Annotated in this window: 11 protein-coding genes; 9 read left to right on the forward strand and 2 right to left on the reverse strand. The window is 62.7% G+C overall.

What is annotated here, in order from left to right:
* Positions 1–85 precede the first annotated feature (85 nt).
* The 7 genes from O7A70_RS01340 (at position 86) to O7A70_RS01370 (ending at position 8,405) form a co-directional block, all read left to right on the forward strand.
* Complete coding sequence (locus O7A70_RS01340; RefSeq protein WP_337138713.1) at positions 86–1,531, forward strand: homospermidine synthase; 1,446 nt, start codon at positions 86–88, stop codon at positions 1,529–1,531.
* A gap of 186 nt (positions 1,532–1,717) precedes the next feature.
* The gene (locus tag O7A70_RS01345) at positions 1,718–2,095 is read left to right on the forward strand and encodes a hypothetical protein (protein WP_337138714.1); all 378 of its coding nucleotides are present in this window, start codon (positions 1,718–1,720) and stop codon (positions 2,093–2,095) included.
* Positions 2,096–2,306: 211 nt separating this feature from the next.
* A complete protein-coding gene (locus tag O7A70_RS01350; protein WP_337138715.1) occupies positions 2,307–4,382 on the forward strand; it encodes a 5'-nucleotidase C-terminal domain-containing protein in 2,076 nt (691 codons plus the stop codon).
* 146 nt (positions 4,383–4,528) lie between these two features.
* The gene (gene hemH / locus O7A70_RS01355; RefSeq protein WP_337138716.1) at positions 4,529–5,590 is read left to right on the forward strand and encodes a ferrochelatase; all 1,062 of its coding nucleotides are present in this window, start codon (positions 4,529–4,531) and stop codon (positions 5,588–5,590) included.
* Between the two features lie 52 nt (positions 5,591–5,642).
* Complete coding sequence (locus tag O7A70_RS01360; RefSeq protein WP_337138717.1) at positions 5,643–6,854, forward strand: NAD(P)/FAD-dependent oxidoreductase; 1,212 nt, start codon at positions 5,643–5,645, stop codon at positions 6,852–6,854.
* A gap of 121 nt (positions 6,855–6,975) precedes the next feature.
* A complete protein-coding gene (locus tag O7A70_RS01365) occupies positions 6,976–7,926 on the forward strand; it encodes an SPFH domain-containing protein (protein WP_027146254.1) in 951 nt (316 codons plus the stop codon).
* A 14-nt stretch (positions 7,927–7,940) separates the two neighbouring features.
* Positions 7,941–8,405, forward strand: coding sequence for an NfeD family protein (locus O7A70_RS01370; RefSeq protein ID WP_027146255.1), 465 nt, complete (start codon positions 7,941–7,943; stop codon positions 8,403–8,405).
* A gap of 202 nt (positions 8,406–8,607) precedes the next feature.
* Here the strand turns inward: O7A70_RS01370 and O7A70_RS01375 are convergent, their stop codons facing one another.
* Positions 8,608–9,609: a KpsF/GutQ family sugar-phosphate isomerase gene (locus O7A70_RS01375; protein WP_337138718.1), complete on the reverse strand. Its 1,002-nt coding sequence runs from the start codon at positions 9,607–9,609 to the stop codon at positions 8,608–8,610.
* Positions 9,610–9,857: 248 nt separating this feature from the next.
* Here O7A70_RS01375 and O7A70_RS01380 point away from each other — a divergent pair, with 248 nt between their 5' ends.
* Complete coding sequence (locus tag O7A70_RS01380) at positions 9,858–11,624, forward strand: outer membrane beta-barrel protein (RefSeq protein ID WP_337138719.1); 1,767 nt, start codon at positions 9,858–9,860, stop codon at positions 11,622–11,624.
* Between the two features lie 82 nt (positions 11,625–11,706).
* Here the strand turns inward: O7A70_RS01380 and galU are convergent, their stop codons facing one another.
* A complete protein-coding gene (gene galU / locus O7A70_RS01385; protein WP_032936280.1) occupies positions 11,707–12,612 on the reverse strand; it encodes a UTP--glucose-1-phosphate uridylyltransferase GalU in 906 nt (301 codons plus the stop codon).
* Between the two features lie 210 nt (positions 12,613–12,822).
* Here galU and O7A70_RS01390 point away from each other — a divergent pair, with 210 nt between their 5' ends.
* On the forward strand, positions 12,823–14,049 hold the full coding sequence (locus O7A70_RS01390; RefSeq protein WP_337138720.1) for a lytic murein transglycosylase: 1,227 nt from the start codon (positions 12,823–12,825) through the stop codon (positions 14,047–14,049).
* Positions 14,050–14,069: the final 20 nt, after the last annotated feature.

Consider the following 14,069-nt stretch of genomic DNA (forward strand, 5'->3'; position numbering starts at 1 on the left):
AAATGCCCGGTTTTTGCAAGTGGTTGCTCGGTCTTTGCACGTCGTTGCCGGGCTTTTGCACGCAGTTGAAGGAGTGCTCGATAAAATGGCGAATGAAAACTGGCCCGTTTACGGTGAGATCACCGGCCCCGTGGTGATGATCGGCTTTGGTTCGATCGGACACGGAACGCTGCCGCTCATCGAACGCCATTTCAAGTTCGACAAGTCGCGCATGACGGTCATCGATCCGCGCGATACCGATCGCAAGCTGCTCGACGAGCGCGGCATCACCTTCGTCCAGGAAGCGGTGACCGAGAAGAATTACAAGAAGCTTTTGACGCCGCTGCTGACCAATGGCGGTGGCCAGGGCTTTTGCGTCAACCTGTCGGTCGACACCGGCTCGGTGGACCTGATGCGACTCTGCCGCAAGCTCGGCGTGCTTTACATCGACACTGTCGTCGAGCCCTGGCTTGGCTTCTATTTCGACGCCAAGGCCGACAATGCCAGCCGCACCAACTATGCGTTGCGCGAGGCGCTGCTCAAGGAGAAGCACGACAAGCCCGGCGGCGCCACCGCCGTCTCCACCTGCGGTGCCAATCCCGGCATGGTGTCCTGGTTCGTCAAGCAGGCGCTGGTCAATCTGGCCACCGATCTTGGCATGGAGTTCTCCGAGCCGGCGCAGGAAGACCGCGAGGGCTGGGCGAAACTGATGAAGAAGGCCGGGGTCAAGGGCATCCACATCGCCGAGCGCGACACACAGCGCACCAAGAAGCCCAAGCCGATGGATGTGTTCTGGAACACTTGGTCGGTCGAGGGCTTCATCTCCGAGGGATTGCAGCCGGCCGAGCTCGGCTGGGGCACGCATGAGACCTGGATGCCCAAGAACGGCAAGAAGCACAAGCACGGCTCCAAGGCCGCGATCTATCTGGAGCAGCCTGGCGCCAACACCCGCGTGCGCTCCTGGTGCCCGACGCCGGGACCGCAATATGGCCTGCTGGTGACGCACAACGAGGCGATCTCGATCGCCGATTTCTTCACCGTGCACTCCAAGAAGGGCAAGGTTCAATACCGCCCGACATGCCACTACGCCTATCATCCCTGCAACGATGCCATGCTGTCGCTGGACGAGATGTTCGGTGCCGCCGGCAAGCCGCAGCCAGTGCACCACGTGCTCGACGAGAACGAACTGGTCGACGGTGTCGACGAACTCGGCGTCCTGCTCTACGGCCACGACAAGAATGCCTACTGGTACGGTTCCCAGCTGTCGCTTGCCGAGGCGCGCAAGCTGGCCCCCTATCAGAACGCCACCGGCATGCAGGTCACCTCGGCGGTTCTGGCCGGCATGGTCTGGGCGCTGGAAAATCCGGCCGCCGGCATCGTCGAGGCCGACGAGATGGACTACAAGCGCTGCCTGGACGTGCAGTCGCCCTATCTCGGACCGGTCAAGGGCTACTATACCGACTGGACGCCGCTCGACAGACGCCCGGGCCTTTTCCCGGAAGACCTCGACCGCAGCAACCCGTGGCAATTCCGCAACATCCTCGTGCGATAGCATCACCCGGACCATGTGCCATTGCCTTGCAATCGCCCGGAAATCGGGCGATTGAAGGGATGCGGCCTGGGGTGGCGATGTGCGTCCGCTGGACGCTTGAAGCATACCCCAGCACTTTGGACGTTCGCGTCGTGCTTCCAGAAATCGACCCGATTTTTGGACCGACGCGTTTGGAGAGGATTTCATATGACGATTGCGCGCAAAGTTCTTTCGATGGGCATGGCGGGTGCCCTTTCCTCGATGCTTGCTGCCTGTGCCACCAGCGGTCCCGACCAGCCGCCGATGGCTGCCGCGCCGAAAGGCGTCGAAGGTTCCTGGATCGATGCCAAGGGTACCGGCCTGTCGACCTTCACCGGCGGCAGCTTCACGACCGTCGCCACCGACACGGGACAGAAGCTTGCCGACGGCAGCTACACGATGACCGGCGCCACGTCGGTGCAGATCAACGGCACCTCGCTGATCCGCCAAACCCCGGTGAGCTTCAATTGCCTGATGGTGTCGACCAGCCAGCTCAACTGCACCAGCTCCGCCGGCCAGAATTTCGTGCTGACGCGGCGCACCTGACCCCGGCGATCATTCCAGTCACAAAGGACGGCGGCCGCTTGGTCGCCGTTTTTTTGTGCCGGCAATCCCCCTCATTTCGCGCCTGGAAATACCGCCGCATTTCCGCTTGCGTCAGCCGGAACGCGATGGGAACATGATCGAAACGCTGGCTGTAATATCCCAGTCAAGCAAGGGCGTTAGACGCGTCCGATCAGCCTACCGGGAGACCAAGATGAAGAAGCTTGCCGCCATTGCCGCCCTTTCCGCGTCGACGCTTGGCCTGTCGGCCGGGGCATCCTTTGCCGACTACACACTGAACATCCTGCACATCAATGACTGGCACAGCCGCATCGAAGGCAACAACAAATATGAGTCGACCTGCTCTGCCGAGGAGGAGACCAAGGGCGAGTGCATCGGCGGCGCCGGCCGGCTGATCACCGCCATCGCCCAGGAACGCAAGAAGCTGGAAGGCCAGAACGTGTTGCTGCTCAGCGCCGGCGACAATTTCCAAGGCTCGCTGTTCTACACGACGTACAAAGGCAAGGTCGAAGGCGAGTTCCTCAACGACATGAAGTTCGACGCCATGGCGCTCGGCAACCATGAGTTCGACGACGGCGAAGCCGCCCTTGCCCCCTTCCTCGACATGATCAAATTCCCGGTGCTCGGCGCCAACGTCAAGGCAAACGCGCAGTCCAAGCTCGGCGACCGCGTCAAGCCGTCGATCGTGATCGAGGTCGGCGGCCAGAAGATCGGCATCATCGGCGCCGTCACCAACGACACGCCCGAACTCGCCTCCCCCGGCCCCAACATCACAATCGAGGACGACGTCAAGTCGATCACGGCCGAGGTCGAGAAACTCAAGGGAGAAGGCGTCAACAAGATCATCGCTGTCACCCATATAGGCTACAACAGGGAACGCGACATCATTGCCAAGATCCCCGGCATCGACGTCGTGGTCGGCGGCCACAGCCACACGCTCCTGTCGAACACCGATCCGAAGGCGGCTGGCCCCTACCCGACGATGGTCGACAACCCTGGCGGCTACAAGGTTCCGGTGGTGCAGGCGGCGTCCTATTCGAAATATCTCGGCGAGTTCAAGGTGGTGTTCGACGACAATGGCGTCGTCAAATCGGCGAGCGGCGACCCGATCCATCTCGACAAGTCGATCACGCCCGATCCCGCGGTGCTCGCCCGCATCAAGGAACTCGGCGCGCCGATCGAGGCACTGAAGAACAAGGAAGTGGCCGAGACCACCGACGTGATCGACGGCAGCCGTGAGAGTTGCCGCGCCAAGGAATGCGAGATGGGCAATCTCGTCTCCGACGCCATACTCGACCGCGTCAAGGGACAGGGCGTCGAGATCGTCATCTCCAACGGTGGCGGCCTGCGCGCCTCGATCGACAAGGGCACCGTCACCATGGGCGAGGTGCTGACCGTGCTGCCGTTCCAGAACACGCTGGCGACCTTCCAGATTTCCGGCAAGGATCTGGTCGCCGGGCTCGAAGGCGGTCTCAGCCAGATCGAGGACGGCGCCGGCCGCTTCCCGCAGGTCGCGGGGCTCAAATATTCCTTCGACAAATCGGTCGCGCCGAATGCCGGCCGCGTGAAGTCGGTGGAGGTGATGGAAAACGGCGCCTGGACGCCGATCAATCCCGACAAGGATTATCTGGTCGCCACCAACAACTATGTCCGCCAGGGCGGCGACGGCTACAAGGTCTTCGCCGAAAAGGCCAGGAATGCCTATGATTACGGCCCTGGCCTCGAACAGGTCGTCGCCGACTATCTCGGCGCGCACCGGCCTTATACGCCAAAGCTCGACGGCCGTATCACCGAGATCGCCGCGACGACAGCGGCAGCTCCCGCCGCCGAGCCGGCCAAGCCCGCCGAACCAGCAAAGCCAGCGGAGACCGCACCGGCAGCGCCGGCACCGGCCGAAGCCGCCAAACCGGCCGCACCGGCAATGCCTGAACTGCCTGCCAACTCTGGCGATATCGCCAACACGCCGCCCGCCATATCGACGGAAAAGGCACCCTCGCCGCCGGCACCCGCCGAACCGGCAAAGCCTGCCGAGACCGCCCCCGCGCCTGCCGCTCCCGCCCCGACGGCGCCAGCAGCAGAACCGACAAAGCCCGCTGAAGCCGCGCCAGCCACCGGCAGCCATGTCATCGTGGCCGGCGATACCTACTGGGATCTGGCAAAGAAAGCCTATGGCGATGCGACCAGGTGGAAACTCATCTATGAGGCGAACAAGGGTCAAAGGCCGCATCGGCTTGTGCCGGGCGCGACACTGACCATCCCCGCGAAGTAACCTCATTTCGCTTCCAGCGAGAACACCCGCCGGGGAAACCTGGCGGGTGTTCTTTTTCCAGACGGAAAGGCGGTATGGTGCGGCCAGACGCAGCATTGAAAAGCGGCGCGCCATCGCTAGTTTCACGCCGTCTCCGGAGAACCCTTATGACGCCTACCAATGTTGTCGACCCCAAGACGGTCAAGCCGGTCGGCGCGACGGCGGGGCACGCGCCGGCCAAGGCCGGCAAGGTCGGCGTCATGCTGGTCAATCTCGGCACGCCCGACGGTACCGAATTCAAGCCTATGTGGCGCTATCTCCGCGAATTTCTGTCCGACCCGCGCGTTATCGAGCTCAACAAGGCGATCTGGTATCCGATCCTCTATGGGCTGGTGCTGACCACGCGGCCGAAGAAGTCGGGTGCCAACTACGCCAGGATCTGGAACCGGGAGAAGAACGAGTCGCCTTTGCGCACCTACACGCGCGCGCAATCCGAAAAGCTGACCGGGGCATTGCGCGACTTGCCCAATGTCATCGTCGACTGGGCGATGCGTTACGGCAACCCTTCGACATCAAGCGTCGCCGAAAGGCTGGTGGCGCAAGGCTGCGACCGCATCCTGAGCTTTCCGCTCTATCCGCAATATTCGGCGACCACCACGGCAACCGCCAACGACCAGCTGTTCCGGGCGTTGATGAAGATGCGCACGGCACCTGCCGTCCGCAGCGTGCCGCCCTACTATGCCGAGCCGGTCTACATCGAAGCGCTCGCCAGTTCGATCGAACGGCATCTGGCGACGCTCGATTTCGAACCGGAGGTGGTCATCACCTCCTATCACGGCATCCCGAAACCCTATTCCGACAAGGGCGATCCCTACCAGGCGCATTGCCTGGAGACGACGCGGCTGCTGCGCGAGAAACTCGGCTGGGACGAAAACAAGCTGATCACCACCTTCCAGTCGCGCTTCGGCGCGCAGGAATGGCTGCAGCCTTACACCGACAAGACGGTCGAGAAACTGGCCAAGGACGGCATCAGATCGATCGCCATCCTCAATCCAGGCTTTTCCGTCGACTGCATCGAGACACTGGACGAGATCGGCCGCGAAGCAGCCGAGACCTTCCATCATGCCGGTGGCGAAAGCTTCGCCCACATTCCTTGTCTCAACGACAGCCCCGAGGGCATGGCGGTGATCGAAGCGATGGTGCGGCGCGAACTGTCGGGCTGGGTCTGACGCCGGAACAACACAAGCTCCGAAGCGTTGAGCAGCGCCTCCGGAGAATTCAATGCTCCGCAAACTCGACCTCAGCACTGGCCGGCCCGTCTGGTCCGCCTATCGGGCGCCCGCGGTGCCGACGGGCAGTCTGACCCGGGACGTCAAGACCGATGTGCTGATCGTCGGCATGGGCATCAGCGGCGCCATGATGGCCGAGGCGCTGACAGCGGACGGTCACTCCGTGATCTGCATCGACCGGCGGGGGCCGCTGAAAGGATCGACGGCAGCAACCACGGCGCTGGTGCAGTTCGAAATCGACCAGCCGCTTTCGGCTCTGTCGAGGATGATTGGCAAGGCCCAGGCACGGCAGGCCTGGCGACGTTCGCGGCTGGCTATTTCCAATCTCGCCGCCCGCATCGCCGAACTCGGCATCAAATGCGGCATGAGCCGCACCCAATCGCTCTATTTGGCCGGTACCGCGCTCGGCCCCTCGGAACTCCGGGACGAAACCGAGGCGCGGCAGATGGCCGGCATCGGCGCGACCTATCTCACACCGGCGCCATTGGCCGAAACATTCGGCATCGATCGCGCTGGCGCCATCCTAAGCCATGGCAACATCGCGCTTGACCCGCGCAAGCTGACGGCCGGGTTGCTGCTCAAGGCTCAGGAGCGCAAGGCACGTCTCTATACGCCGGTCGAAGCGGCGGCGATCAAGGACAGTGCCGACGAGGTGATCGTGGCAACCAGGGATGGCCCCGCCATCACGGCACGGCATGTTGTCCTGGCCACGGGTTACGAACTGGTCGACATGGTGCCGGCGGCTGCTCATCGGGTCATATCGACATGGGCGATCGCAACCCGCCCGCAAACGCGAAAACTCTGGCCGGGTGCGGCGTTTATCTGGGAAGCTTCCGATCCCTATCTCTACGTCAGGGCAACGGTCGACGGCAGGGTCATCTGCGGCGGCGAGGACGAGGATTTCATCGACGAGACGCGGCGCGATGAACTGATCGGCGACAAGAGCACACGCATCGCCGCAAAACTCGGCCTGATGTTTCCGCATCTCGACGTCAGGCCCGAATTTGCCTGGGCCGGCTCCTTCGGCATCACGACGTCAGGCCTACCCTATATCGGCGCCATTCCCAGGCACCCGCGCATCCACGCCGTGTTGGGTTACGGCGGCAATGGCATCACCTTCTCGCGGATCGCTGCGGAGATCGTCTCGGCGTCGATCGACGGGCTTGAAGACACGGATGCAAGCCTGTTTGCCTTCAACCGCTGAGTGCGGCCCCGCAAACAATCCCTCATCACCTGATTGTAACGTTCTTGAAACACACTTAAGTCTTTGGTGAAGTTGGTTGCGCGGGAATGGCTCGCGCGACCTGCTTTTGAGGGAGAGGCAAATGGATTTCAGTGGTTTCGATATTGCGGTCGTTGTTCTTGTCGCGCTTGTCGTTCTGGTGCTGTTCAAAGGCATCAAGACAATTCCGCAGGGATACAACTATACCGTCGAACGCTTTGGTCGTTATACCAAGACACTGAGCCCCGGTCTCAACCTCATCACGCCGTTCGTCGACCGCATCGGCGCCAAGATGAACATGATGGAGCAGGTGCTCGACGTTCCGAGCCAGGAGATCATCACGCGCGACAACGCCATCGTCGGTGTCGACGGCATCGCTTTCTACCAGATCCTCAATGCGGCACAGGCCGCCTATCAGGTTGCCGGCCTGCAGAACGCCATCCTCAACCTGACGATGACCAACATCCGTACCGTCATGGGTTCGATGGACCTCGATGAGCTGTTGTCCAACCGCGACGCCATCAATGAGCGCCTGCTGCGCGTCGTCGACGAGGCGGCGCACCCGTGGGGCATCAAGATCACCCGCGTCGAGATCAAGGACATCAACCCGCCGGCCAACCTCATCGAATCGATGGGCCGCCAGATGACCGCCGAGCGCAACAAGCGCGCGCAGATCCTGGCCGCCGAGGGCCTCAAGCAGTCGCAGATCCTCGAAGCCGAGGGCCGCAAGGAAGCCGCCTTCCGCGATGCCGAGGCGCGCGAACGCTCCGCCGAAGCCGAAGCCCGCGCTACCCAGGTCGTGTCGGAAGCGATTTCCAAGGGTGACGTGCAGGCGCTGAACTACTTCGTCGCCCAGAAATACACCGAGGCGCTGGGCAAGATCGGCACCGCCACCAACAGCAAGATCGTGCTGATGCCCTTCGAGGCGTCGTCTCTGATCGGCTCACTTGGCGGCATTGGCGAAATCGCCAAGGAAGTCTTCCGCAGCGAAGGCACGACCGGTGCGCAAAGGCAGGCAGCACGTCCGCCGGTGGTCCGCCCGAGCGAGAATTGAGATAGGCCACTCTCATGATCGACCGCATCGTTTCTGAACTCGGCCCGTGGAACTGGATGGTTCTGGGCTTCGTGCTGCTGGTGGTAGAGGTCATCGCGCCGGGCTTCTTCATGCTTTGGATCGGCATCGCCGCCCTCATCGTCGGCGCGGTGTCGCTGCTGATCTGGGATGCCGCCATCTGGACATGGCAGGTCCAGGTGCTGCTATTCCTCGTGCTGTCGCTGGTTTCAGCCTTTGCCGGCAAGAAACTCATGGGCGGACACGACCAGCCGAGCGACCAGCCGCTGCTCAACCGCCGTGGTGCGCAGATGATCGGCAGGATGGCGACGCTTGCCGAGCCGATCCGCGACGGCCGCGGCCGCATCAAGCTCGGGGACACGCTGTGGCGGGTTTCCGGCCCGGATTTGCCCGCCGGCACACAGGTGCGCGTCACCGCCGCTGCCGACACCGACCTGGAACTGACGGTGGAACAGGTCTGAGTTTCCGACCCCCAATACCTGAATAGCACCGGCACAAGGTGTGTTGAGATTCAGGTCAGGCCGAGCCGAGAATGGTGGCCTCCGAGAACCGGAGCGGAGCGGGCATTAAGTCCGTGAGCACAGTTCTACTGCGACGCAGTAGAACTGGGAAGCGCAGGAGGCTGTCGTTCTCGGCTCGGCCTGACCTGAATACCGACACGCCTTAGGCGGCGCCGATGCGCAGCAGGTCATGGAAATGCACCACGCCCAGCGGCATGTTGTTCCTGGTCACCACCAGCGCGCCGATATTGTGCTCGTTGAGCAGCGCGATGGCCGTGCCTGCAAGCGTCTGCGGGTCGACCGTCTTGGGCGTGCGGGTCATCACTTCGTCGACGATGACGTCGGCCAGGTTGCGGTGCAGGTTGCGCGCGACATCGCCGTCGGTGATGATCCCGGCCAGTTCGCCATTCGCGTCGACGATCAGAACGCAGCCGACCTTCTTCTGCGATAATGTCATCACAGCTTCCGGCATTTTGGTGCCGAGCGAAGCCAGCGGCATCTGGTCGCCGGCCCGCATGATCTCGGAGACCATGGTCAGGTTGGCGCCGAGCTGGCCGCCGGGATGGAAGGTGCGGAAATGGTCAGGCGTGAAGCCGCGCGCCTCGAGCAGCGCGATCGCCAGCGCGTCACCGATGACCAGTTGCAGCAGCGTCGATGTCGTCGGCGCCAGGCCATGCGGGCATGCCTCGGGGGTGCGTGGCAAAAGCAGCACCACGTCGGCCGCGCGCGCCAGCGCCGACGTCTCCCCGGAGGTCACGGCGATGAGCGGGATGGAGAAACGCCTGGAATAGGCGACGATGCCCATCATCTCCTTGCTCTCGCCCGACCACGAAATCGCGATGATGGCATCGTCCTTGGCGATCATGCCGAGATCGCCATGATTGGCCTCGACGGGATGGACGAAGAAGGCCGGCGTGCCGGTCGAGGCCAGCGTCGCCGCGACTTTCGAACCGATATGGCCGCTTTTGCCGATACCGGTGACGATGAGCCGGCCCTCGATCTTCGAGATCATCTCGACGGCCTGGGCAAAGGGTGCTGCCAGTCCGTTCTCGAGTGCCTCGGCAAGGGCCGCGATCCCGGCCTGTTCGGTTGCCACCGTTCTCAGCGCCGATTCGATCGACGCTTGCCTGTCCAGAGGCTTCTTATCGAGAGATCTAGCATGCATGGATGATGCGATTAGCGCTTTGCCGCCCGCCTGTCCAACGGAAATGGCCCTCCGGCATCAAGGTCGAGTGTGCGGCGGTTGGGGCAAGGACAAGGATCAAAACAGAGGCACGACCCGGACCCGCATTGTCGCCCGCGGAAATCGCGTTTGAGCCGGGGGTGATGCGTGCCGCCTCAACCCTCCATTAACCATCCCCATTTACGGTTCGGTAAGTATGGCGCGCATGCGCCGCGCGAGCAGTGGTGGCGATGTCCGGGGTCCAGCCAGAAAAATTGAGAGGACGACGGGACAAGGCGGCCTGCGCCTTGCTGCTGGCGACCAGCATCCTTGCCTTGCTGCGCCCTGCGCCCCTCCATGCCCAGGAAACGGAACTGCGTGGAGAAGTATCCGAATCGGCGATCCTGTCCGACCAGCAGCGCAAGGCGGGAAGCCTGGTTCTCGCCCAGCAAACGGCGGCCAACGCTGACGCGCGGGACAATGCGCCGGCGCGCACCTATTTGCCGGCCAGCGCCGACGCCGTGCCTGACGACACGGACGCCGCGAACTCGACCAGCAGCGCCTTCGACCCGCCCCAGGCTAGCGACGATACCCCCCCTGATGCGCCCACGCAGCCCAAGCCGCGCCGCACTTCGACCGCCAGGCAGAATGCGGCCGACAAGGCAAAGGACAGGGCGACCGACAAGTCGAAGAAGAAAAAGAGCACTACGGCGGCTACGGATCCAACCACCACTGCCACAACGGACGACACCGACGGCATCGCGGCGGACCAGGACGCGGCCAACCGCCGTGCACTCACCATCGACAGTGCGGACAAGCAGAAACTCGACGCCGGCGCCGAGCGCACCACTGCGATCGAGGGCCGGAACAAGAAACCCGAGGACGATCCGTTCGCCGCCACCGGCGTCAAATGGGGCTCCTTCGTCATCCGGCCGACCATCGAACAGGGGCTGACGGCCACGACGAACGGCGATTCGAGCAGTGCCGGCACATCGGCGCTGCTGTCCGAGACGGCGCTGCGCTTTACCGCCGCCTCCGACTGGCGTGAAAACTCCGCGACCATCGACGGCTACGGCATTTTCCGCGAAACCGTGTCGGGCTACCGGGTTCACGATGCGCAGGGCCGCATCGAAGGCCAGCTCAATGTCGACCTCGACAAGGAAATGCGCGCCATCGCCAAGCTCGGCTACGAAGCCGTGCCGGAATCCGCGTCTTCGCCCGATGCCATCGCCGGCGTCAGCACCCAGCCCCTGCGGCAGTCGATCGACGGCAGTTTCGGCGTCGAGAAGGCGGTCGGCAAGATGCAGTACACATTGACCGGGGCGGTCTCACACGACTTCTATGGCGACGCCAAGCTCTCGGACGGCACCTCGCTGTCGCAGAAAGACCAGGACAACACGCTCTACACGGCAACCTTGCGCACCGGCTACGAGATTTCCCCGGCGCTCACGCCTTTCACCGAAATCGAGGTCGGCCGCCGGGCCTACGACCAGCGCGTCGACAATGAAGGCTTCGAGCGCTCCTCGACGCGGCTTGGCGCCCGCGCGGGCCTGCAACTCGACATGGGCGAGAAGCTGTCGGGTGAATTCTCGGCCGGCTGGCTCAGGGAAGCGGTCGACGACAAGAGCCTGGAAGCGATTTCTGGGGCCACCGTCAACGCGGATGTCAAATGGTCGCCGCAACGCGGCACCCTGATCGGCTTGACCGGCAAGACAACTGTCGAGACCACGACCACGTCAGGCGAAAGCGGCGATATCCTCTACTCCGGACGCCTGACGGGCGAACGTGTGATCCGATCCAATCTTACCGCGAATGCGGCTCTGGGCCTGGATTGGCGCGACTATGTCGGCATCGACGGCCATGACAGGATCTTGAGCGCGGAGGCCGGACTGACCTGGTGGCTGAACCGGTATGCCGGCCTCACCACCGGGGTGAGAACCGAGAAGCTGACCAGCAACCTGCCCGGCCGCGACTACACCGCCAACAGCATCTACCTCGGCGTGAAAGTGCAGCGCTGAAGGCGTATAAGCTTCGTCATCCTGGGGTCTCCGCGACGTCGCCACGCTCCTGCTTTGCCCGAGGATGACGAAAGTGCGGTGACTAAAATGCGGCCCCGCGGCGCTCGGATGGGCTCACCTCGTCGAGAAGCGTGCGGATGACGCCGGCCATGTTCTCATTCATGTCGCTGCGCCACAGCGCGAAGGCGACATTGGCCTCGACAAAACCTTCCGGCGAACCGCAATCGAAGGTGCGGCCCTGATAGTGGTAGCCGTAGAAGGCCTGCTGCTTCTCCAGCTTCAGCATCGCGTCGGTGAGCTGGATCTCGTTGCCGGCGCCCTTCTCCTGCCCTTCCAGAATCCCAAAGATTTCCGGCTGCAAGATGTAGCGGCCGTTGATGTAGAGATTGGACGGCGCCGTGCCGGTCTTCGGCTTTTCCACCATTTCGGTGATGCGGAACCCGTGATGCGTGTCTTCGCCGCGCCCGACGATGCCGTATTTATGCGCCTCCGCCGGATCGCATTCCTGCACGGCGATGATGTTGTTGCCGGTTTCCTCGTAGAGCTCGACCATTGCCTTCGTGCAGCTCTTCTCCGACTGCATGATCATATCCGGCAACAACAGGGCGAACGGCTCGTCACCGACCAATTCGCGCGCGCACCAGACGGCATGGCCGAGACCCATCGGCACCTGCTGGCGGGTGAAGCTGGTCTGCCCCGGCGCCGGCTGCAGCCGTTGCAGGCGGGCAAGCTGCTCGTCCTTGCCGCGCTGTGCCAGCGTGTCATAGAGCTCGAACTGGATATCGAAATGGTCCTCGATGACCGCCTTGTTGCGGCCGGTGACGAAGATGAAATGCTCGATGCCCGCCTCGCGCGCCTCATCGACGACATACTGGATGACCGGCCTGTCGACGACGGTCAGCATCTCCTTGGGAACAGCCTTGGTGGCCGGGAGAAACCGCGTGCCGAGACCGGCGACCGGGAAAACTGCCTTGCGAACTCTCTTCATGCTTTCAATTATCCGTTTGCAGGCCAGCTCCGCAATCCCCGTCTCGCGACATTTTCACGCCGGAATTGAAGATTACTGGGGCAACTGAGGGAAACTTCCACCGGTTAAGCTTCCAGGTGTCTTTTCGTTCCAGGCGACGCCTATGGTAAACTAATTCCTAACCCGGTTCGGCGATGAATGGTCTTTCCTGAGACAGAGAAGGAGGAAAAGATGTCCGTTCGCAATGCCGCAAAACGTTTCGCCGCCAGCGTCATGACGGCGGCCAGCCTCTCGCTCGCTTTGCTGATGCCGACCGGGCCGGCTTTCGCCGACGCCGGTTTCCGGCAATGGGTCGCCGGGTTCCGCGCCACCGCCGTGGCGGGCGGCGTTTCCGGCTCCGTCTACGACCAGGCTTTCAGGGCTATCAACGAGCCCGATCCGGTGGTGTTGGAAAAGGCCCGAACGCAGCCCGAATTCACCGCCCCCGCCTGGGACTATTTCGACAACCGCGTCCATGATCAGTCCGTCGCCGTCGGGCAGCAGATGGCGAAAAAGTGGAAGCCTTGGCTGGACAGGATCGAGGCAAGGTTCGGCGTCGACCGCTACGTTCTCCTTGCCATCTGGTCGATGGAATCGAACTATGGCGAGATCCTCAAGCGCGACGACATCATGCGCAACGTCATCCGTTCGCTGGCGACTTTGGGCTACGGCGACGCGAAACGTTCGAAATATGCCCGCACCCAGTTGGTCGCGGCGCTGAAGATACTGCAAACCGGCGATATCGACGAGAGCCACCTGATGGGCTCCTGGGCGGGCGCCATGGGCCAGACCCAGTTCATCCCGACCAGCTACCAGCATTATGCCGTCGACATGGACGGCAACGGCAAGCGCGACATCTGGAATTCCATTCCCGATGCGCTGGCGACGTCAGCCAACCTGCTCAAGAAGAATGGCTGGCAGGCCGGAAAGACCTGGGGCTACGAAGTCACGTTGCCGGCAGGCAAATTGCCGGGCGGATCGAAGACACTGGCACAATGGCAGGCGCTCGGCGTCGTCAGGGCCAGCGGCAAGCCGTTCAAGAACCTCACCGACAAGGCGACGCTGAAAGTGCCGGACGGGCGTGGCGGACCAGCCTTCCTGATGGTCAGGAATTTTTCTGTCATCAAGGCCTACAACAATGCCGACAAATACGCGCTGGCCGTTGGTCTGCTTGCCGATGAGATCGCCGGCGGCAGCGGCCTGGTCCAGGATTGGAACCGGCCTTTCACCAAGCTCAGCTTCGAGGAACGGCAGGAGTTGCAGAAGCGACTTTCCCAGCATGGCCTTTATGATGGCAAATTCGACGGCAAGATCGGCGACGGCTCGAAGACGGCCATCATGGCCTATCAGGCAAAGGTCGGCTTGACCCAGGATGGCTATCCGAGCTTGGAAGTGCTGAAATGGCTCAGGCAGAAATAGAGCCTGACGTTGAGTAGGGA

It is taken from the genome of Mesorhizobium sp. Cs1299R1N1, from assembly GCF_037179655.1.
Classification (GTDB): Bacteria; Pseudomonadota; Alphaproteobacteria; order Rhizobiales; family Rhizobiaceae; genus Mesorhizobium; species Mesorhizobium salmacidum.